We start from the raw sequence: 22,980 nt of genomic DNA on the forward strand, positions 1-22,980 counted from the left end.
TGAAGATTTCCTCTGGGTTACAGCCTTAAGGAGTCCTTCACTGGGAAGGAATATTTTTGACAGGAAATTTCTCTTTTCCATAATATGACAGAATAATCTTAGCTTATAAATTTAAAGACAGCCCAAGGTTGTAAACAGACTGGATTGGGTAGTTCAATCCATTGCCGCCCATTTCCACATCCCACAACTTGAACTTGCTAAACATCAGCAAATTGGTGGCAGAGAAGTACACCCGGGCGCTCTGAATATGAAATTTCTTCAACTGATCTATATTGTACCCTAAGTCCACATTCTTCAATCTAATGAAGCTTCCGTTTCTCATCCACCAGGTAGAAGTTTGATTGTTTGAAGGTACTTGCCAAGTACTCAAGCGAGGCCAGAAGGCGTATAAGTCTCCGTTCTCCTCAGACCAATGGTCATCTGCGATGGCCTTTAATAATCCGGTCTGGTAGCCGCCAGCCTGATTAGGAAGCTGATATTGATAGAAAGGTTGAATAGCCGCTGGATCAATGAAGAAAGAGGTGCGGGCTGCTCCCTGGAAGTATAGGTTCAAATCAAACTTCTTATACCGAACAGTTGTACCAAAGCCGTAGATAATCTCAGGTTGCTGCGGATACCCCAAAGGAACCATGTCATCAGAGTTGATCACCCCGTCTCTGTTGACGTCCCGGTATTTGATATCTCCAGCCCGGAGCCCCATATCTCCAAATTGCACGGGTGAGTTGGCAACTTCTTCGTCATCTACAAACAAACGCTCCGCTATGTAGCCCCATCTCTGGCTCAGGGAATGTCCCGATCTGGATAGGTGAGCCAAGTTACTGTCGTATGCCAACTCGTCAATTTTCACCGCCTTGCTGGTAGCGTAAGTGAAGGTTCCCCTTAACTCTATGTTCAGATTCTTGGAAAGGGTCTTACTATAGTTGGCTGACAGGTCAACTCCTTGCGTTTCTGCCTTGCCGTAGTTGGAAAGTGGGGTAGCCATTAAACCAGAGGCATTGTCTATATAGGTAATGGGCTGCAAAATCTGGGATCTGTATTGCTTGAAGGCGTCCACGATTATCTCAACAGAGTTGATGGCTGAGCCTATGCTTAGGTCCATGCCCAGGTTGATCTGTTTTGATTTCTCCCAGGTGATGTTCTCGTTTGAGTATCTTGAAATAGAAACCCCAGGTCTGTAGTAGGTTGCAGTCCCATCATTCCTCCCGAACGAAGAGCCAAAACCATTGTCATTAAGGTTAACATTGGACATGTACAGGAACCTCTCATCCCGGTTTCCTATTTGGTCGTTTCCGACAATACCGTAAGTTGCCCTGAATTTCAGATTAGAAATAATACCTTTTAAAGGCTCAAAGAACTTCTCATTGGAGATGCGGTACCCGATACCAGCAGACGGGAAGAAGCCGTAGCGGTTCTTTTTGGCGAACCGCTCAGAGCCGTTATAGCCGAAATTCAATTCAACCAGATAACGTTGGTCATAGCCATAGGTGAACCTGCCGGAGATCCCGTGGTTTCTATTTGGGAGGGACCGGATCAGAGTACCTGGGTTACCTGCTTCATAACTTGATATATAGGATACCAATAAACCTCCTACATCATGTTTGTTAGCAAAATTTCTGGCGTAATCCATCGCTCCCTGCAGCCAGAAAGTTGACTCCACTACCTTGTTGCCTTCTGAATAGTTTAGATACTCTGTCCCAGGAAGTCCGATGGAAGTAGAGGAACCATCATTCATGACATTTATCTTATAAGTCCCGTCTTCTGGATTTATGGTGGAGCTATATAGAAATGGATTATAGAATCTATTGAGCGAGACAAAGGACACCCTTTTCAGATACGTCATGGCCCTAACACTAAGCCCTTCAGTAAGGAAACCTAAATCTTGCCTTACCTCAAGCTGTGGGTTCAAGTTTGCCGTTTTATAGGTCTCGTACCCTTTCACCATCTCGGCATAAGGATTCACAAATAAAGTGGTTGTCTCTACGGCGTCACTGTTAATGGTGCGGGCAGACCCAAACAAGGGATGATCCACGAAAGGCAGTTTATCTTTAGGGTAGACCGCCGGGAACATCACGGGGTTTGTGTTCAGAGCATTTCTAAAGGTAGTTCCTCCACCACCTATTGGGCCGTTGTAATCATCAAATTGACCATATACACGGGCCGTCAACACAGTTGTAGGTGTGAGGTCAAAATCGATATTGGACCTGATGGAATAGTTATTCAGGCTTATGTTGCTGTTGAAGTTATTGATTGGGTCAACCTTCAACATGCCATTATCCCGGTTGTATGTCATCGCCAGGTAATAGCGGCCTTTGTTAGTCCCTCCGCTAAGGTTAATGTTGTAGCCTTGGTTGAAAGTATAGTCTTTGATTAACTGATCAATCCAGTTGTTATTAGGGAAAAGATAAGGGTCCTCCCCCATCCTGGTACTGTTGATTTTGTTTTGGGAGTATGGCTCCTTTGCAAGTGGGGAACGAGTCAAGGTGGCATCGTTCGCCAAGTTCATGTACGTGATATTGTCAGCCAGCTGGAAATTTTTAGTATTGCTGGAGATACGGTTTTCCACTCTGAAGCTAACTTTGATTGGGCCTTCTTTACCTGATTTGGTATTGATCAGAACTACCCCATTGGCACCTCTAGCACCGTAGATGGAACTGGCAGCGGCATCTTTCAAAACAGAGAAATCGGAAATGTCATCTGGCTGTAGGCGGGCCATGTCAGTTGGGGAGGACTCAATTCCATCAATCAGGATGAGTGGATCACGTTTCCCAGTTCCAAAAGTGGACAGACCCCGAATGTAGAAGGTGGAGTTATCAGTCCCTAAACCAGGCTCCCCGCTTTGCTGGAAAGAAATTACCCCCGCAACCTTTCCGGCAATAGCATTGGTTAAGTTGGAGGTAGGGGTTTTAAGATCAGCGACATTTACCGAAGTAATAGAACTTACCAAGCTTGCCTTTTTCTGTTCCCCAAACCCCACCACTACCACTTCATCAATTGCTTTGGCGTCTGGAACAAGCTTTACTGCTATTTCTCTTCTGTTTTCCAGAGGAACCTCTTGGGTTATAAAGCCTATGTAAGTGAAAACAAGGGTGCCTTTGCCATCTGTGGCATTTAAGGTGAAGTCCCCGTTGATATCTGTATTTGTGCCGATGGTTGTTCCCTTCAAAACAACACTAACTCCGGTAAGGGCAGACCCATCCTCCTGGGATAACACCTTCCCTGTGACTCTAAACTGGGCCTGTCGATCAACTGCACCACTTGGGCTCACCTGCTTGCTACTAGCAAGAATTGTAGTAGGAGTAGCGCTCCTTTTGGAAGAGAAAGCCCCTCCCTCCCTAGGTTTAACATTCCCTTTGGGAAGCGTCTGAGCCAAGCCCGCGACGTGAATGGAGAAGTAGAGAATTAGCACCAAGACGTACTTATTCTCTTTACATGAGTAGTTGTGCTTCATAGTAAACAGTTGTTAATTAATTATGTAAGAAGTTCATTGCTTGTTATTCCATAAGGGAACTGGCCACCTTCCTGGGTAGCTTTCTCTTTATTGGAACTATTAGCTTAGACCTGACCAAAATCATCAAACCCGGGGGAGGGGGAGGAAACGGGATGATTCATCAATAAAAAAAGCAAGGTCACTCGGCTGGCAGCTTGCTACCTTATAAAAAAGTAAACCTTACAAGAAGCATATTCCTAGTGTAGAATATTGTCTATTAAATAAACGTCTTTCTTACACTTATCAATCTTTGATAAACATACTTGATTAATCATGATTTGCCAAATATGTAATCACATTTTGAAAAAATATTTTTTTATCAAATATTAAGCCTTCAAAAAGGATCTTGTAATAATATTTACAACATCCCAGCCTTTTAAGGGCTTTTGCGGTATTAAATGTTATTTAAATACGTATAGGCGCATTCTAAGTGTGTTTCTCCGCTGAGTCAGTCATTTTCCGTCCTTACATTTCTAGTTAGTAGAACATGTGGCCACTTAATTGATCGGCTTTGAAGTAGATCATTCATCTTGTTAAGACCTTTGCTAAATTTCCAAAGTCTTGGTAACTGCGCAACAACGTTTCCAAGGGTGAGCTATTTCTGTAAGTTTGAAATTGCGCCTGCCACCCTAGGGGCTTTCAACACGCAATAGCAGATTCCTATAGCCTATTGAAAAACCAAGAAAAATTTGGAAATCAATACTGCCCCACTTTTCGGTATTGGTTTATTGGCTTTCACAAACGCAAATGCTCAGCCTTCCCAAAACACCTACTCTTGAGATCCTCTCCCGCCTGAAATTGATGATAGGGGTGTGGATTCAAGCAAACCTGTTGAACTTACACCGGACAGCTTGAATATTGAAGCAAGCCCTGGGTCTGTGGTGTTTGGGAGGGCACAGGGGCTTAATTCTTTTGCTTGTATTGGATGTGTGGGGATGCTTACCGACTATGGAAGCGGTTGGGACCAGATTAAGTAGGTTGGACTTCGGCAGGTCTGTTCATTTCTATGCGAAGGAAAGGCGATCCTTTGGTGACATGCGGTTGAAAGCAAACCATTCCTTTACTAGCTCACCTTTAAGGGGTAAGTCGTTTAGATTGCCGATAAACAACTTAGAGACGTGCACCTTTTGCTTTTCTACACCCCTAGTGGAAACTCTGCAACAAGCTATTAGGTGGCTTTTTAGCTCCATCTAGGATTTCTGTAATCAGTGAACCCCTAGTATGGACCTGAGAATGGATGACAGTGGAGGGACCCGCATGTTCTCAGCATCTCCCCAAAAATTAACAACAACACCCCCTGTAAATCAGCTTTATACAGGGGTTGTTGTTTTAATCAGGACATATATTGGACAAATTTAAACACTTGCCTGTTCCTGCTCCAATTTTATCAATCCGTTTGCCTTGGGTTTCATAAACTGGCATAAAACCCTATGTTAATTGACTCTTTTTTGAAAACCCACTCTCCTCTTTTATCATAATAAGTAATAAACAAGTATCCCCTGTTACTACCTAGGTCGCAACAGGGGATACTTGTTTATTAACAGAAAATTTTATCTAACTAGGATTATTCCAGATTGGTCTCAAAGTATATGCTTTACTATCCTGCAGCTTTGTAGTGCCGGTTGAAACCAATTCTACTTTCGTGAAGTCTTCCGTAGGGAAGAAGATATCCGTCATGACGGTTCTACCGTCATTGGCGAAAACCTCCACAGACGCAACATCTAACAAAAGATGCAACCTTAATTTTCCGTTCTCCAAGGTTAAGGGAGCAGTATGTCTGCCGGAGAAAGTATCTTTAAAGTCCATCTTACCGGACTTGGTGCGGTCAATGTAAAGCTCTTTGGCAGCCACGGAGTAACCCACATCTACATGTTCCCCTTTTGTGTTGGAGAACCGTAGCATTACCTCTTGCGCTTGGGAGACATCCAGATTCAAATCTAGTTCTTGCAGCGGAGAGGTCAGTTTATAACGAGTACTCAGATCCAAGGAGCCAGTTACCTCCTGCGCTTTGATAGAAGTAGAACCAGACCGAAGTTTCTGCAGCTCTTTCACCGGAACATTCGTCATTCGGATACCCTCGCTGGTTTGCTGCAGTTTGAGTTCGCGGGGAACGGTCATGGCACTGCGCCAGGTAGCGGTGGGTACCTCGTTTGCATACAGCCAATTGCTCATCCAGCCCAAGAACAGGCGGCGCCCATCCGATTTAGGAACGTTGGCCCAGGTGACACCGGCGTAATTATCGGTACCGTAGTCTAACCAGAGGGTCGTTTCCATCGGGTTGTCGCTTTTGAAATTTTTTCCGTCAAAATCCCCGATGAAATACTGGGTAGCCGAGCCTTTATTGGGCCCTCCAGGATTTAAGCTCACCAACAGCACCCATTTCTGTTGACCGTTTATGGAAAGTGGGAAAAGGTCAGGGCATTCCCACACCCCACCGTGGGCCGCCGCCGTCTTCCCGAACTCGCTCAGCTTCGTCCATTCTTTCAGGTTTTTAGAGCCGTAAAATTCAATATGGTCCAAAACTGCTAAGGTCATGACCCATTGATTAGCCTTCTCGTTCCAGGCAACCTTGGGGTCCCGGAAATCCCGGATGCCAGGGTTCTTCAGGACAGGATTCTGTTCGTACTTCTTCCAGGTGCGCCCGTTGTCCAGGCTGTAGGCTATGCCTTGGGTCTGGAAATCATTTCGGCCAGCCTTCTCCAGTTTCTCGTTGTGATAAGTAAAGATGGCCACCATAGGCGGATTCTCCTTCGTTCCCAAGCCTGAGGTGTTGTTCTCGTCCACTACGGCACTGCCCGAGAAGATAGTGCCGTTTTCGTCTGGGTAAAGGGCAATGGGCAGGTGCTCCCAAGTCACCATGTCTCTGCTCACCGCGTGCCCCCAGTGCATTGGTCCCCAGGTGGTACTGCCGGGGTGGTGTTGGTAGAACAGATGGTACTCGCCTTTGTAATACACCATCCCGTTGGGGTCATTCATCCACTTGGCCGGAGGCGAGAAGTGGAATTGGGGACGGTGTGGTTCACTTTGGCTTTTTGTTTCTGCCGTTGTTACAGACGTTTTCGCATCATTGGGACCTTTACCAGTGGTACAACCAATTGCAACCGCTCCTACAAAAACAGTCAAGCTGCGTACTACTTGTTTTATATTCATTTGATTCAACTTTGGTGTTATTGATAATCTAAAAAGTTAAGCTTTCCTCAACTTTGTTCTTCAGCCAACACCTTGATTAAAGCTATCTGTAGTTGGCATGAATGTTACTAGAATTCAAAATATTTTGGCTATTAGTATTAGTTGAGGAATGATTACACCCTACTCCAAGCCGAAAAGCTTTACTTCTGAGAAAGTGGCTTGTGTACCACTTGAAGTGATTCCCCATGATTTGCCAGGTAGGCTGTAGATCCGGTTGCTAAGGGCTGCCTTGCCATCTATATAAAGGACACAAATGGAACCATCTATTACCACATCAACCGCATAGGTAGTACCTGCTTGCAGGGTCATAGGCACTCTGGTAATTAATTGCTCGTTAATGCCGGAGACCTGATAGGCCACAATCCTGTTATTGGCAGGCTCCACTACTATTTTGTAGGATTGCTGTAAGGGATTATCTGCGTTGAAGATAAAGCCAGCAGACCCGCTACTTGTATCTATTTTTAACTTCGCACTGATCTTCTTCGTGCCTGTGATTGCCCCAAAGGTTTGGTATGCCGCCGAAGGTGATCCATTTACCACGAAAGAATTACCAGAACCTGACACGGTACCGGATGATTTGCTTGGCTGGAAGGATATTTCTTTCTTAAAAATATCGGCCACCATGTCCGGGACTTTTACTGCTAAGGTACCATCCGACGCTTGAGTTAGTTCATGGGAGACGATGTTACCTGCCCATTCTTTGTTGCCGCTGTCATTCTCCGGGCTTCTTCGTGCAGTCCATCCGAATAGGTATCGTTTGTTCCCGTCAGAGGCGGTCTTTGCAGCATAAAAATACTGTCCGTCCAGCATGTCATTTACCGGCTTGGTCCAAGGACCTTCAGACGAGGTAGCAATACGGTAATGGGTACCTTTCATACCACTCCAATCTTCTGAGAAAAACAGGTACCAAAAGTTTCCCATCTTGAAAACGTCAGCACACTCCATCATGAGGTAGTTGTCTTCTGCCGTGGTGGTGTAAAGCGGGCCTCTAGGGGTCCAGCTGTTCGCAGCCGGATCTGTTGTCGTGAACAGAAGAACAACCGCTTTTCTGGCACTAGTCTGCGTACTCATCAGCATCCAGTACTCGTTCTTTTCTGAATTGAAGAATACCTGCGGGTCCCGAAAATCAAAACTGTAGTATCCAGCAGGAGCCGTAAGGATGTAAGAGGACTTTGTCCAAGTCTTCAGGTCTTTGCTGGTGGCGTACATCACACTTTCACGCGGGTGGCTCTGCACGTAACCCGCATTGCCATTGTGGCCAGTATAGTACATGTAATAGGTATCCCCTACTTTCACGGTTGAGCCGGTACCAATGGCAAAGTCAGGCTCGTTAATGGTGCCATAGGGGATCATGCGGCCTGCGTAGGAGAAGTCCGTTAAATTGGATGTCTCAAACTTATGAATGTCATGGAAACCCTGCCCAGCTGGTTTGGTTTGGGCATCATGCAAAAAGAAAAGATGGAACTTGCCGTTGTCATAGAAGGGCATCAGATCCCCTACCCACCCTGTTGTGTTGTACGGTGACGTGGTTCCCATCCAACCCGAAGGAGGCTGTGGGTAAATACTTTTAGAGTTTTTACCTTCACCTGTTCCTGGGTTTACCGGAGTTGGATCATCATTATTGCCGCAGGCTGATAAGCCTGCCATTACCAAAGCCACTACCCACTTATTCAACTTCATAATTACGTATGTTGTACAGGGACCTGATCCCTGCAGTTAGTTTATTGACATTGGGTTTCGTTAGGTCTTATTTGGAATAGACGAAACCCTGTTTCTTAATTTGGTGAGGTTTGCAAAGAGAAGGGATAGTACCCAGCTTCTGGCCCAACCTTCTGTCTGTAACCATTACCACTTTATTAATGCCGGTCTCAGAAGAAATCTCTCCCAGCGTTTATAGCCTGTTTTTGTAAAAGTGGTTATAAGCGCCAGGAGGGAAATACATAAAGTTGGATACAGGATTATTGTTCAGCCAGGTATATAATGGCATTTTCTGTAAGGCGCTCAATGTTGGAGCGGAATCCATTTGGCTGGCTAGGCGTGCCACTTGCATCTGCCTCATTGTACCAATCATATGCCCCGAAGGTAATTACCACCACGTTGCCGTCAGAAGTTCTATTGCCGGGAAACTCTGCAATGCCTACTCGGCCGTTAAGGTCATTGTCCCATGCCTCACTTGCTAAGTTGATACCTCCGGTTTGTTGGCGCCAGCCAGCACCGTTTCCGTAGCCTCCCCACTCAGGTAAAAACCACCAAGCTGTATGGTTCAACCGGAAAGTACCTTTCTCCAGCAAGTTTGCCTTCCCGGGTTCAAAGGTTTGAAGCGCGGCAAAAATAGGATGATCTTCATGTCCCTTGAATGAGATGCCCCAGGAACTGTTCTGGTCTACGAATCCTGCTGGGGGGAAATCTCCGAACACATTATTAGGACCTTTTCCTTGCGGCACCACTCCTAGCGCGTCTAAATACCGAGCGGCAAAGGTAGTCAGCATAAGGTTGCCACCGGCAGCGCGGTAATTCTTAAGGGCATTCACCGCTTTGGCCTCTAATGCGACGGCGGGAATGTCCATAGAAGCATCAAAATGCCACCAGATCACATCAAATTCACTCAGATTCTTGCCTCCTATAATATCGTCAAATGAAATATAAGTAACCCCTGAGAACTTAGTAAAGAGCCAATCGGCAGCGGCTTTCTCATCTAAGTTCGAGATCCCGCCTCGGGCAGAAGAAACACCTAAGAAGGCTACTTTCAGCCCCATTGTTTGCTGGCTCACGGCAACTGTATAGTTCTCTGTGCGCCCACCGGCGGAAATGGCATACACTTTAGGAGAGGAGAAATCAACGGCCACCCCGGATGCCGGGCTGATGGATACTCCGGTAGATAACTCAATAGAAGGGGTCAGCGCTGACACATCAGTACCTGATGGAAGGACTATAGAAACGGTCTTTGATGCATTATCAATGACTCCGTCAATTCCATTAATTGAGAATTTGAGAATGGGTTGAAGCACTTGTACCCGCACTTTGTATTTCTTGTACAGGTTGCCATTTGTGACAACGTATTCCACCTCCTGGCTATAATTAGCGGGTGTGTTGATAGAAGGGCTGATAGAGGAGCCTTCCGGTAAACTTACCTCGGGAGAAACCGAGGTGATATTGCTGTTGTAAGGTAATGTTACAGATATAATTCCGGTCTTCTGGTCAATGGCTCCTTCAGTACCGTTAATTTTAAAAGAACCAATCTGGACAGGTACATTCAGGACAAAGTCTTCGTTTTCATTATTGTCCTCACAGGAGAACAACAGAAACAACATGGAGAAAAATAGGCTGGCCAAGAGTTTGCCAGCATTATACATAGAAGTTTTAAACATAGTCATGTCTCCTTAAAAATGGTTTAGGTTCATTTTATTGCTTAGGTATATCTTTCCAAATGGAGGATAACTCCCATGCTTTGAAATCCAGCACTTTCACGGTGCCGTTGGTAGCATATAACTCTATTCCTGTCTGGCTTTCTGCTGGAAATGTCAAAGTGCTTAGAACTATCTCGCCTTGGTTCGTGAATATTTCTACTGATGACTGGTCAACCAGTATGTGAAGTCTGACCTTTCCTTTTTCTGGTCTTACTGAAGCGTCAAACTTGGTGGGGAATTTCTGGTTGAAGTCTTGATTGGTGGTAAAGTCTGTACATTGGGTTCTGTCCACGCTCAGGTTTGAGGTAAGAGGATTATATTGAATGCTTAGCTTCCTTCCCTCTCCTACCAATAAGTTCAAGCCGAATGTACCGGAGGTATTGGTGTCAAATGTCACCTCCAGTTCATAAGTATTCTTAGTTGGTTTGAATTCCTTTATCTCACTAGAATTGCTGATCAATCGATTTGAGAACTGATGCATATTCTTGCGAAGCTTCTGCAACTCTGGGATTGGCCTTTGCACAAGACGGTTACCATAAGGTTGTTTTAGAAGGGTGATTTCTCTTGGAACAGATTCAAACCCTTTGCCCCAGGAAGTAGGCACATCCCTTGAATAATCCCAGTTGCCTAGCCAACCCAGCATAGCAGTTCGCTTGCTTACCTTATCTAAATCTCGCCAGGTTCTTGCCGCGTAGAAATCAGGTCCGTAGTCCAGCCACAGGGCATGCTCCAGTTTCTGGTTCATCATAACATCAGAAAAAAGGATGTGGTCAATGGCTAAATAGCCCCACTTGTCATTCGAGACATTATCTACCAGTTGGATGGTCGCTTTCTTTCCCTTGAGGTCGTGGACATCCCATCCATTCCATTTGAAAACATGACTATTATCTCCTGTAGAGGTCCTTACCACTTTGCCATCTACCACTAAATTGATGGATGCTTTTTCTGGGAAATTCCCTCCAGCAACTAAAAAACTGATGGCATTTTGCTGAATGGTGAAGGAGGAAGAAGTAAGGGTTCCGGTCCTATTTTCTGCCCTACTGTAAGATGAGGCAAAGCTTTTTCCTAAATGAACAACAGAATCAATGTTTGCCGGAGCGGTACTGAAGGCAGCACCGGAGGCTTTCCATTTCCCATTCCTCGGCTCATCAAACCCAGAAAAGAGCTGTCCGGGCAACCCTTTACCTTGGAGCAGGTAAGCCGATGTCTCTTCATCTGCCCGGAAGGTTTTTCCATCAAAGGAACCTAAGAAATATTGCACCCGGTTTGGTCCCCGGCCAATGAGCATCACCCATTTCTTTTCTGTGGTTCCTTCAATAGGAAGTTCGAACAAATCTGGACATTCCCAGAAGGCACTTTGGGCACCCAATCCCCCAAACTCACTCAGAAAATTCCAATCCTTTAAGTTCTTTGAGTCATATAGGTGGATCTTCTGAACGTCTGGCAAGACCACAGCCATTACCCACTTCTTTTCTGGCTCGTACCAAAACACCTGTGGGTCCCTGAAGAACACCTTCTTGATGTCCAAGACCGGATTGTGCTGGTAGTAATGGAAGTAGATTCCATCATTGCTTACCGAAAGTGCCTGAGTCTCTGGCAAGGAATCACCAGGTAAATGCTTAGTGTAGACGGCAATCATGCTCTTGGCTCCAAAGCCTGAAGTGTTGTTTTTATCCACTACCACAGAGCCTGAGAAGTAGGAAAAGGAACCGTCTCCACCTTTCATAGGGTGTGGCAACTCTTTCCAGTAAACCAAATCTTCGGAGACGGCATGTCCCCACCAAAACAAGTGGTATTTACCCTCAGTAAAGACCAAGCCGTCTGGATCTCCAATCCAACCCTTCTCAGGGCTGAAATGAAATTGAGGGCGATACTTTTCATTGTATTGGGCCTGTGACTCCAAACCAGGAAGCAGCAATGACAGCATTATGCCTATCCCCAATAGGTATTTCTGGTATTTCATGGTAGTTGGGTTTTCTTATCCTTTAGATCCGGAAGATTTAGTGCAAGCTTACATGAGAGAGGATATTCTGTTTCTGGCCTACTTTTTTGATAATAAGCCAGAAACAGGATAATGTGTGTCTATAGCCTAGGCATTAATAACCTGGATTCTGCACGTAGCGGTTCTCACTCCAGAAAATCTGGTTCTGTGGGATGGGCAGATACTCATGTTTGCCCTTTGTGAAGACCCCATCCTTGTAGAACTCCTTGCGGGTCTTTTCAACGGTCAGGTAGCTGTTCATCACCTGGTCAGCAATACCCCAACGGACTAAGTCAAAGAATCTGCTCCCTTCCATCGCCATTTCCAATCTTCTCTCAAACCGAAGTGCCTGCCGTGCATTTTCCTGAGTCCAATCAATATTTACACCTGGCTCATAGGGTCTCACCAAGTAATTGGCAGTGAAAGCACCCTGCTCATTTTTCAAACGGGCGGTACTAGCGGCTGCCCGTGAACGGATCTGGTTGATGAGCGGCAATGCCTCATTTTGGCGACCTAATTCGATCAAAGCCTCAGCTTTGAAGAGAAGTACGTCTGCATAGCGTAAAACAATTCTTGGCTTGGTGTTGCCGTAAAAAGGATCCACATTGGTAAAGCCGGGATCATCTGGAGACACATTCTCTTTCATGGAATTGTAATAGCCGTAGATCTGAGGAGACCGGCTCCAACTCTCAGTAAACACCCTGCTTGGCTCATATTTCCAAGGGTTGCCTGGGCGGGCAACTGTATGATCCAGCCTTGGGTCTACCGTGTTCTTTGAGAAATCTACATTGGTTGCATTGTAGGAATCCAAAAGCGGTACCCCGGTAGCATTGGTGCGGTAGGCGTTTACCAGATTCTGGGAAGGTTTTTGGAAATCACAGCACCCAAGCCCTTGAGGAACTGTAAGCATATCTCCCCAATTCAAACGGCCATTGGCTGTTCCGTCTCCTTTTGAAAACTGAACCGCAAAGATGGACTCAACCCCGTTCTCATAGGTTCCGGTCAGGAAGTTGTTGGCGAAATCGGGTTGCAGGCTGTACTTGGACGAGATCACCTTATCAGCCGCTTCAATCACTTGCTGCAGACGTTGCTGATTGATGCTGGTTACTGCATGTTGTTCATTTTGCTGATAGGCTTGATACAATCTTGTTTTGGCAAGATAGGCATAGGCAGCGGTCTGATTAGCCCTCCCGATCTGGGGTTGGGTAATAGGAAGAGTAGCAGCAGCAAACTCAAAATCCTGGGCGATCTTCTCCCAAAGTTCGTCACTGGTAAACTCAACGTTGGTTACAAACTTGTATTGGTCTGCAGGAACGTTTTCATCTATGTAAGGAATGCGGTTGAACAGAATCTTCAGCTGAAAATAGTAGTGCGCCCGCAGGAAACGTAACTCAGCTTTCCTCACATTCAGCAATGGAAACTCTTCTACAGTGAGATTATTCAAGATGCGCAGCCCCTCATTAGCCCTACGAATCCCCACATACTGCTGGAACCACATTCCGTCTATTTCCCACATATCTGGACGTGTGTTAACGAAGGTCTCCATGAAATGGAACCCTTGACCATCTCCCGGATCACGCCCGCCTTTGTAGGCATCATCAGCCCGCACGTTCCCATATTGCCAGAGGCTGTTCCCTCTATTGATTTCATCATTTCCCAGATGGGAATAAGCGGCAATCACAAATCCTTCTGCCTGTTCAGCATTACTGACTTGGCCTTCATTTAGAACCCCACGCGGATTTACATCCAGCTTATCTTCACAGGAGGTATTCAGCATGGCTACTCCTGCCAACATTATTAAAAACTTTTTCATGAACTTCTATTTTAGAAATTATTAGAATCTAACATTAAGGCCGGTGGTCAACACCATTGGGTTAGGATAACCAAAGCCAGGGTTTTCAGGATCTACCCCGGTAAATGATTTGCTTTTCAACAGAATACCCAAGTTGTCCCCACCCACATATATCCGAAGTGATTGCACCCTGGCTTTTTTGAGTAACGCCCCACTGAACGTGTATCCAGCCTGTGCATTTCTTAATTTCAGATAAGAACCATTTTCAATAAAATAGGTAGAAAACCGAGACTCAAAGTTGGCATCTGTTAAGGCAACCGCCGGAATGTCAGAATTTGGGTTAGAGGGCGACCAGGCATCCAAAAGCCTTGCTCCTTTATTGGATCCTGTTTCTGACACACTCCAGAAATCAGTAGAGTACTTAAAGTTATTTACCACATCAATCCCGGCTACCCCTTGCAACAGGAAAGAAAGATCAAAGCCTTTATATCCAAAATTGGCATTGATACCGTAGGTATAATCTGGATGAGGAGTGCCGATCCAGGTACGGTCAAAGTCATTGATGACTCCGTCTTCGTTCACGTCTCTGTAGCGGATTCTTCCAAGACCTTTGCCATTCTGATCTACGTGGGCATCAAGCTCCTGCTGTGTGCGGAAAAGACCATCTGCCACATAGCCAAAGAAGGAATTAATAGGACGACCCAAAATGTTCTGCCCTCTACCGTCTCCACCGTAAGCATTCACTACCTCAGCAGGCAGTTCTGTCACCTTATTGCGGTAAGTGCTGATGTTTCCATTTAGGTTGATGGACAAATCGCCAATAGTTGTTCGGTTGCCCAAACTTAATTCAAAGCCTTTGTTTTCCATTGAAGCCCCGTTTACCCATTGGTTACCGCCTTCACCTAAAGTACCTATATAAGGAGGCAGCAGAAGGATGTCAGAGGTTTTTCTGATATAGTACTCAGCACTGCCATAAAATCTCTGATCAAGGAATTCAAAGTCAATCCCGTAGTTAGTCATAGTACTGGCTTCCCATCTCAGATTTGGATTGGCATTCTGCGTAAGTTTGAAACCAGAGGGCAGTACCCCGCTTTTGCTGCCCGTAATATCATAGGCAGTATTAGCATAATCTGTATAGTAGAGATTGTAGATGGCATTGTTGGCGATCTCTTGATTTCCCGTCATCCCCCAGCCAAAACGTAATTTCAGGTCATCAAAGAAGGTAGTATTGTTCTTGATGAATCCTTCCTCGCTCAAGCGCCAGCCCAAGGAAAAAGCCGGGAAGGTTCCAAAACGGTTATTTTGACCAAACCGAGACGAACCATCTCTTCTAATGGTGGCGGAGGCCAGGTATTTGTCCTTAAAGGAGTAGTTTGCTCTTCCAAAGTAGGAAAACAACACATACTTGGCTCCGCTGCCTCCGTTGTCTTTGTCACCTACCCCAGCATCCAAATACATGAAGTCATCATCTTCCACTACAAACCCTTCCCTGGAAGCCCAGAACGAGTTGAAGTTGTCAACATAGTACTCCGTACCCACCAATGCGTCTACCCTATGGTCACCTTTTGCATAGTTGTAGTTCAGGGTATTGCTCCATGTGGTTTTCACACTGTGGCTCTGGTTGGTTTCCAGCCTGTTTTCCGGATTATTCAGGTACCCTGAAACATATCTCTTGCGATATCTCCGGTGCGAATAGTTGCCGTAGTCAATCCCCACATTCGTGCGGAAGACTAAGCCTTCCAGCAGCTTCACGTCAGCGAAGAAATTCCCGAAGAGGCGCATAAAGTCATACCCGTTCTGCTTGTTGTCTTCAATCAGACGTACCGGATTCTGGCGGTCGTTCATTCCGCCCACGGGGCCGCCCCAACCTAATCCATTTACTGTTCTGACCGGCACCAGAGGCAACGCTTGCATCGCTTCGTTCATAGGGCTGGCACCAACCTCATTCGTTTTAGTCAAGCTAAGGTTCTGACCTACCGTGATCCTCCCTTTGAAGAATTTGTAATCAGAATTCAGGCGGGCAGACAGGCGGTTGAATTCTGAAGTTTTAATAACCCCTTGGTTGTCAAAGTATCCTAAAGACAAAAGGTAGCTTCCGTTCTCTGTTCCATTGGAGAGGGAAACATCATAGTTCTGGATTACCCCGGTACGGGAAATTTCATCGAACCAATCAGTGTTAGAGGCCCGCATGGTCTGGGCGGCATCTAGATACTCTGGCACTAGAACCTTGTTCAAAACAGGAGTCCCTGTTGCAGGATCAACGCTCCAGTCAAATCTATACTGGACGCTATTCGCGTTAGGATCGCTTCCGTTATTAATATGGGCTTGCCAAAGGGCTCTACCATATCCTTCAGTGTCTAGCATTTCAGTTCTGTCTGTATAACGAGAGATAGAAGTATAAGCATTGGCACTGATTTGGGCTACTCCGGCCTTTCCACGTTTTGTAGTGATAATAATTACTCCGTTTGCCGCCCGTGACCCATAAATACTGGCTGCCGAGGCATCTTTCAATACCTGTAGTGATTCAATATCGGCAGGGTTCAATTCATGCATACCCGCCTTGGTAGGCACGCCATCCACTATATACAAGGGATCATTATTGTTGAGGGTACCTATTCCCCGGATACGCACGGTAGCCGGAGAACTTGGTGAACCATTACCAGTCACAAACATGCCAGCTACCTGACCTTGTAAGGCTTTGATGGGATTTGCTACAGACTGCTTCTTCATTTCATCCGTATCTACCACAGACACAGCCCCAGTCAGATCTTTCTTGCGTTCTGTTTGATACCCAGTTACTACTACTTCGTCCAATGTTTTGGCATCGGTTTGAAGACGCACCTCTACATTGCTTCTGCCATTCATCGCTACTTCCTGTGATACGAAACCAATGTAGGTGATCACCAGTGTGGCATTTTCAGCGGCTCTGAGGGAGAATCTGCCATCCAGATCGGTGGTAGCGCCCGTGGTGGTGCCTTTCACCACCACCGATACCCCTATCAATGGCTCGTTTTTATCTGCGGAAACCACCCTTCCGGTAATTTCCCCAGTGTTTTGCCCTTGCACGGCTTGAGCCACACAAAGCAAAATGAGGATTAGGTGTAAGACTCTTTTCATATATTTTGGTTTGTATGGTTAAGAATGAAGAATAGAATTCTCATTAGAAGCAGAAAGCGAGGCAACCGTAATCTCCTGAGGTTGGTAGACCGGCGTAGCTCCTCTCTGGGTAGCCAGGAAAGCCCCTATCAGACAGGCTCTCTCCAAGGTTTGATCCAGAGGCTTTTTCTGTAGAAAGTTGGTCAGGAACGTAGCCAAGAAAGCGTCCCCACTGCCAATGGTGTCTTCTACTTCCACCTGAAACCCTTCATGTTCAAAGTAGCCTGTCTCATCTAAGGCGGCAGCGCCTTGGTCTCCGCGGGTCACAATCACCAGGTTCAGGTTAAAGCGATCTTTGATGAACTGCATCTGCTGTTTTGGGTCTCCCCCTGCTCCAAGCCACTCGCAGATTTCGGCCAATTCTTGGTGGTTCATCTTTACTATGTCGGCTAACTCTAGCAGCGTCAAGACCCGTTCTGGGGTGTAGTGCGGTGGCCGAAGGTTCACATCAAAGATTTTGAGGTTTGCCAACGGTAGGTACTGGAACAAAGTCTCTTGCGAGGTTGTGTTGCGCGCTACCAAGCTGCCGTAAATGAAGACATCGCTCTGCGAGATCAGCTCGGCGGTTCTCTCTTCAAACTGGATATAGTCCCAGGCAACCGGCTCCACAATCTTGTAGGTGACCTCGTTGCGATCCGAGATGTTGGCCTTTACCACTCCGGTAAGGTGGGTCTGGCCGGTTTGTATCCAATCGGTATTGACTTGCTGCTCTCTCAGGAAAGAAACTAATTCTTTGCCCAAGTCATCATTGCCCACCCGGCTCACCACCGTGGGGTCAAACCCGTTACGGCGCAGGTGAATGGCCACGTTCATGGGTGCCCCGCCGGGCAGTTTACCACTGGGCAGAATGTCCCATAGGGTTTCTCCGAAACAAACAATCTTTTGCTGCATAAGGGTTTGGCTTAATGGAAGACGACAGATTTTTCAATTTTCTCAAGGGAGGTTCCTTTGGTCTCGGGCATCATGCGCCATACAAATAGAAGCTGCAATACCATCATGCCGGTGAAAATCATAAAGGTGTTCCCGCCCCCTAGTGTCTCTGCTATGTAAGGGAAACTGAAGGCAATAACAGCGGCCATGATCCAGTGGGTGAAGCTGCCCAAGGCCTGCCCCGAAGCCCGTACCTGGTTAGGAAAGATTTCAGAAATAAACACCCAAATCACGGCCCCTTGCGAGAAGGCGAAGAAGGCGATGTACACGAACAGATATATAGGAACCGACATGCTATTAAATTCTTCCAGATAGAAGGCTTTCGCCACTAGTCCCAGCGTAGCAATCAATCCTAGTGACCCGATGAACATAAGAGTGCGGCGTCCGAAACGGTCAATTACGTTCATGGCCAGCAACGTGAACAGGAAGTTCACAAACCCAATTCCGGCAGAGGAAAGTAAGGCTGATTCCTGGCCTAATCCTACCATTTCAAAGATGCGGGGTGCATAGTAGATAATGGCGTTGATGCCCGATACTTGGTTGAAGAAGGCAAACAGGACGGCCAGCGTGATGGGAAGTGAGTACTTTTTAGAGAACAGCACCGGCTTGTTTCCGTGGTCGTCCCGCTCCTGGGCAGACATCAGGATATCCGTTACCATCTGGTTGATGTTCGCGTCTGGGTTGGCGATCTGCAGGGTTTTTTTGGCGTCTTCCACCTTATTGGCTCGGTTGAGCAACAGCCATCTTGGGCTTTCCGGCACCATCAGAACGGTAACCAAAAAGATAATGGAAGGAACAGCCTGTATCCCCAGCATCCAGCGCCAGTCATGTTCCCCGATGCCGGCAAAAGCGTAATTGGAGACATAGGCCATCAGAATCCCGAACACAATGTTGAACTGGAACAAGGCTACCAGTTTGCCTCTTGATTTGGCCGGGGCAATCTCTGATATATACATGGGAGCCGTAACAGAGGAAACCCCTACCCCAATGCCTCCTAAGAAACGGAAGATAAGAAAGGTGTACCAGTCCGGGGCCAGGGCTGTGCCTACCGAGGCTAACAGATAGAGCACCGCAATCCCGAACAAGGTGTTCTTTCGGCCAAACTTGTCTGAAGGAAACCCGCCGGTGAGCGATCCCAACACTGTTCCTACTAAAGCGATGGCCACCGTGAGGCCATGCTCAAATACGCTCAGGTTCCACAGTTTCTGGATGGCCTTTTCAGCCCCTGAAATGACTGCGGTATCAAACCCGAACAAGAATCCGCCCAACGCTACCACAATGGACCAGAAGAATACTTTTTTGCTTACCATGGATGTGAATGTTTTTCTCAAAGGTATCTACCTTCGCATCCATGGCATTTCACTGGTTTTTCAAAAAGCATTCATTTTGATACTCATTCGAATTAATTGACAATAAAGTGATTATCAATATTTTAACGCCAACAACTATCAATATCCACTTTCACATTTGTAACACATGTTACAGTATTGATACATTTCTTAAGGGTTGGCAAAACACTTAAAATCATATTGTTTCCTTTTGGGCTTCTTTTTTGAAAAATGTGCAGAAAACAAAAGCCAACCAGATAACCTTTTAGTAGTTTTTAAAATGCGGTGATTATCCTGACTTCCGAGTTAGACAAAGGAATGTTTATCAAGTGGACTTCGGTTTATGATGCGTTTTCTAGAATTCCCTCCTAAAGAACACAGATCAATAGGGGCAATCCCTTGTGGTTGCCCTGAACGGCGCCAACGTAAAAGGGCGACCATAAGCAATTGCTCCTACTTTGTTCGAAATATCTGCTTTAATTAAAATAAGAAAGCCCCTCCGGATTCAGGGCTGTTTTCGTGAAAACAGCCCTGAAACTGGAGGGGCTTTTAAAGGAAAGATAAACTAGACCCTACACTAGGCTCTTCTCTTTCCCCGGCCGGGAGGATTTGAAATCTGAGGGGCTCATATTGAAATGGTTTTTAAAAGCAGTGGAGAAATAAGCCGGAGATGAAAAACCCACTTCGTAAGCAATCTCGGAGATGTTCATCTGACTGTTCAAGAGCAGGTGCCGGGCTTTTTTCAGGCGGGTATTCACAATATAATCGTTGAGCGAATACCCCAACAGGGCCTTCATTTTCCGATACACATGCACCCTGGACATTCCTAAGCCCTCGGCGATGTCATTGGCACTCAGGTCTGGGTTCTGCAGGTTTTTCTCTACCAGGGCGGCCACGTCATTGATAAACTTCTTATCTAGTTGTTTGGGCGGGGCCGTCTGCACTTTGGTTTCTACGGCAATGGCGCTGTTGTAATAGACTTTAAGCAGATCACGGTTTCTAAGGAGTCCTTTCACCCGCTCAAGTAGGTACAGGTAACTGAACGGCTTGGTCACATACAGATCAGCCCCGGCCTGGATGCCGTCTATCTTCTGCTCCAGGCTGTCTTTGGCAGTCAGCAGGATCACCGGAATATGGGAGGTCCGCATGTCCTTTTTAAGCAGGGAAGTAATCTCTAGGCCGTCTTTCTGGGGCAAAGTAACATCACAGATGATAAGGTCTGGAATAATGTCAAAGGCTTGTTGCAACCCGAAGGCGCCTTGCGGAGCGTCTACTACATTGAAATCTGTGGACAGGCGGGAAACAAGAAACTCGCGCAGTTCCTTGTTGTCTTCTATCACCAGAATGGTGTGCTCCTTGACCGTTTCTGACGTTTCCTGAGATTGGGTGTCGGTGTACAGTTCCAGATCAGCGTCTAGAACGCCCGCAATCAGCGGGGCGTTTTGCTCCGCCTTGCTTGTTTCCAAGACAATCTCTTCTTCTTTCAGATGTTCTTTCCCTAAAGGGAGGGTAAAGATAAAGCGGGTACCTTCCCTTTCTTTGCTCACCACGGAGATCTCGCCGTGGTGCAGTTTAATGAACTCTTTGGACAGGGCTAACCCTAAACCCGTACCTAAACTGGCGTTGTCTTCGGCAGTGTAAAACCGGTCAAAAGCATTGGCCACTTGACTTGGAGACATCCCCTTGCCATTGTCTTCCACGGTAACCAACACGTGGTTTCTATCCTCCGACAGCTCAATAAGAAGAGTGATGCGTCCGTTTTCCTTGGTGAACTTGAACGAGTTCGAAAGCAAGTTGAACAGAATTTTATCCACCTTATCCTTGTCAAAGTAGACATTGATTTCTTTTACCCGGGAGATGACCTTAAGCTGGATGTGGCGTTTGCGGGCCAACCGTTCAAAAGACTGCACCACCTCTTCCACAAACTTCACCAGATCGCTTTCGGAGGCCTGTAGACGCATTTTTTTGCGTTCCACTTTCCGGAAATCCATTAGTTGGTTCACCAACTTTAATAGCCGCAGGGCATTCTGGCGCACTAACAGCATGTCCTTTTTCAGCCCCATGGAGATGTTGCTTTGCAGGGCGTCCTCTACTGGCCCTAAGATTAACGTGAGAGGCGTCCGAAATTCATGGGAAACATTGGTGAAGAACTTGAGCTTGGCCTCATTTGCCTTTTCGGCTTTCTTAGCCATCTCAGCAATTTCGTTGCGCTGCTGCAGGATCTCACGGTTTTTGGCCATCAAGGCCCGGTTGGTTTCATGCCTTAACCAAAGGGAATACACCGCATAAGCCCCCAGTAGAATAATGATGACCAGGCTTATGATTAGGATATACAGCAGGGTGCGTTGGTTGTTGTAAATCTTGATCTGTTCGGTGATCTTATGCTGCTGCCGGTTGATGTTCTCTTCCTGACTCAGGATTTTATCTGACTGCTGCTTCATGATGTGCACATTGCGCCCATCAATGACAGTAGAGTTCAGGATGTTCTCTTTTTTGTAAGGTTGATTGTGCAAGATGTTGTAGGCCAGCTGAATGATTTCCTCTCCACCTGTAGGGTAAAGGAAGGTGGCGTCCAGGATTCCGTCTTGTACTAGTTGCAGTCCTCCATTGGGTCCGGCTAGCCCATCAAACCCAATAAATTTCAGGCTGTTCTGCTGCTTAAGGCCGTTCAGGCTCTCATAAGAACCCAACGCCATCACATCATTATGGGCAAAAACTAAATCGGCGTCTGGGTGTTGCCGGAAAACAGCCGGAAAACGTTTCTTGGCTACTTCCTTTTCCCATTCGCCCTTTACTTCTGCCACCACCTGTACCTCCTGGTACTGACTGATGGCTTCCAGAAACCCTCTGTGGCGCTCAATAGCCGGTGAGGAACCCTGCAGGCCCCACACTTCAATGACTTTGCCATTCCCTTTCAGCAGGTTAGCGACATACTCCCCAGCTAGTTTCCCGATTTGGAAGTTATCGGCTCCTACGTAGGCACTATAGGAAGAAGAACTGATTTTGCGGTCTACCAGAATCACCGGAATGCCTTTCTCAAAGGCTTCTTCCACTACTGGGGTTATAGGCTCAGACTCATTGGGCGATACAATGAGCAAATCTACTTTCTGATCTATGAATTCCCGGATTTGCTTTACCTGAGCGGCACTGCTGTTTTTGGCGTCTTTGATCTGCAGGTTAAGTTCAGGATGGAAAGATGCCTCCCGCAGCATCTCTTTGTGCATAGCCTTGCGCCAGGCATCTCCTTCGGTACACTGGGAGAAACCAATGGTAAACTCTTTCGTCTCCTCCGTTTTACTGCAGGACACAAAAAGGGTACTCACCAAGAGACAGAGCCCAACTATCCACTTCTCAAAAGCCATCATGCTCATTTACCATATAGTTGCAGATTTTCAAGCGGAAAAGTTTTCTTTTTGTCAAAAATGAGTGCTTCGCCAACTAAATCTCCATTATTCCACTTCTAAAGTACTGCCTTTTTAAAGATTTTCAAATTACACCTTTTAAAGTAGTATTGCTGGAGAGTCATTGGGCTAGATAGAAGTTGATATGCTTCCTTATGCCCTTTCCCCAACTATAGACCAACTTTGTACTTCGCTGAAAATCGTTTGTAGATGGTTCAGTCGCATCCATTTAAAGCCTCGATAATGGTAACTATCTTAATCAGGATCTAAAGGAAGATTCATTAAGACTGCTTTCACTTGACAATCAAC

At 46.3% G+C, this 22,980-nt stretch carries 10 protein-coding genes; all 10 read right to left on the bottom strand.

The window, feature by feature from the left end; all coding sequences use genetic code 11:
* Positions 1-103: 103 nt before the first annotated feature.
* Positions 104-3,448: a SusC/RagA family TonB-linked outer membrane protein gene (locus ACW9SV_RS03755; RefSeq protein ID WP_479555396.1), complete on the bottom strand. Its 3,345-nt coding sequence runs from the start codon at positions 3,446-3,448 to the stop codon at positions 104-106.
* A gap of 1,593 nt (positions 3,449-5,041) precedes the next feature.
* Complete coding sequence (locus ACW9SV_RS03760; protein ID WP_479555397.1) at positions 5,042-6,637, bottom strand: glycoside hydrolase family 32 protein; 1,596 nt, start codon at positions 6,635-6,637, stop codon at positions 5,042-5,044.
* Between the two features lie 159 nt (positions 6,638-6,796).
* Entirely contained in the window at positions 6,797-8,356 is a 1,560-nt protein-coding gene (locus tag ACW9SV_RS03765; RefSeq protein ID WP_479555398.1) for a glycoside hydrolase domain-containing protein, read from the bottom strand.
* Positions 8,357-8,634: 278 nt separating this feature from the next.
* Positions 8,635-10,050: a DUF4960 domain-containing protein gene (locus tag ACW9SV_RS03770; RefSeq protein ID WP_479555399.1), complete on the bottom strand. Its 1,416-nt coding sequence runs from the start codon at positions 10,048-10,050 to the stop codon at positions 8,635-8,637.
* Positions 10,051-10,078: 28 nt separating this feature from the next.
* Complete coding sequence (locus ACW9SV_RS03775) at positions 10,079-12,046, bottom strand: glycoside hydrolase family 32 protein (RefSeq protein ID WP_479555400.1); 1,968 nt, start codon at positions 12,044-12,046, stop codon at positions 10,079-10,081.
* Between the two features lie 133 nt (positions 12,047-12,179).
* The gene (locus ACW9SV_RS03780; protein ID WP_479555401.1) at positions 12,180-13,877 is read right to left on the bottom strand and encodes a RagB/SusD family nutrient uptake outer membrane protein; all 1,698 of its coding nucleotides are present in this window, start codon (positions 13,875-13,877) and stop codon (positions 12,180-12,182) included.
* Between the two features lie 21 nt (positions 13,878-13,898).
* The gene (locus ACW9SV_RS03785) at positions 13,899-16,973 is read right to left on the bottom strand and encodes a SusC/RagA family TonB-linked outer membrane protein (RefSeq protein WP_479555402.1); all 3,075 of its coding nucleotides are present in this window, start codon (positions 16,971-16,973) and stop codon (positions 13,899-13,901) included.
* An 18-nt stretch (positions 16,974-16,991) separates the two neighbouring features.
* A complete protein-coding gene (locus tag ACW9SV_RS03790) occupies positions 16,992-17,903 on the bottom strand; it encodes a carbohydrate kinase family protein (protein WP_479555403.1) in 912 nt (303 codons plus the stop codon).
* Between the two features lie 11 nt (positions 17,904-17,914).
* Complete coding sequence (locus ACW9SV_RS03795; protein ID WP_479555404.1) at positions 17,915-19,252, bottom strand: sugar porter family MFS transporter; 1,338 nt, start codon at positions 19,250-19,252, stop codon at positions 17,915-17,917.
* 590 nt (positions 19,253-19,842) lie between these two features.
* The gene (locus ACW9SV_RS03800; protein WP_479555405.1) at positions 19,843-22,635 is read right to left on the bottom strand and encodes a hybrid sensor histidine kinase/response regulator transcription factor; all 2,793 of its coding nucleotides are present in this window, start codon (positions 22,633-22,635) and stop codon (positions 19,843-19,845) included.
* Between the last annotated feature and the right edge of the window lie 345 nt (positions 22,636-22,980).

This window comes from Rufibacter sp. JT20002 (genome assembly GCF_056491185.1).

Excerpts from the sequence above, each read along its gene's own strand:
- ACW9SV_RS03790 (WP_479555403.1), bottom strand. The coding sequence starts at position 17,903 with ATGCAGCAAAAGATTGTTTGTTTCGGAGAAACCCTATGGGACATTCTG.
- ACW9SV_RS03760 (WP_479555397.1), bottom strand. The coding sequence starts at position 6,637 with ATGAATATAAAACAAGTAGTACGCAGCTTGACTGTTTTTGTAGGAGCG.
- ACW9SV_RS03775 (WP_479555400.1), bottom strand. The coding sequence starts at position 12,046 with ATGAAATACCAGAAATACCTATTGGGGATAGGCATAATGCTGTCATTG.
- ACW9SV_RS03770 (WP_479555399.1), bottom strand. The coding sequence starts at position 10,050 with ATGACTATGTTTAAAACTTCTATGTATAATGCTGGCAAACTCTTGGCC.
- ACW9SV_RS03765 (WP_479555398.1), bottom strand. The coding sequence starts at position 8,356 with ATGAAGTTGAATAAGTGGGTAGTGGCTTTGGTAATGGCAGGCTTATCA.
- ACW9SV_RS03785 (WP_479555402.1), bottom strand. The coding sequence starts at position 16,973 with ATGAAAAGAGTCTTACACCTAATCCTCATTTTGCTTTGTGTGGCTCAA.
- ACW9SV_RS03800 (WP_479555405.1), bottom strand. The coding sequence starts at position 22,635 with ATGATGGCTTTTGAGAAGTGGATAGTTGGGCTCTGTCTCTTGGTGAGT.
- ACW9SV_RS03755 (WP_479555396.1), bottom strand. The coding sequence starts at position 3,448 with ATGAAGCACAACTACTCATGTAAAGAGAATAAGTACGTCTTGGTGCTA.
- ACW9SV_RS03795 (WP_479555404.1), bottom strand. The coding sequence starts at position 19,252 with ATGGTAAGCAAAAAAGTATTCTTCTGGTCCATTGTGGTAGCGTTGGGC.
- ACW9SV_RS03780 (WP_479555401.1), bottom strand. The coding sequence starts at position 13,877 with ATGAAAAAGTTTTTAATAATGTTGGCAGGAGTAGCCATGCTGAATACC.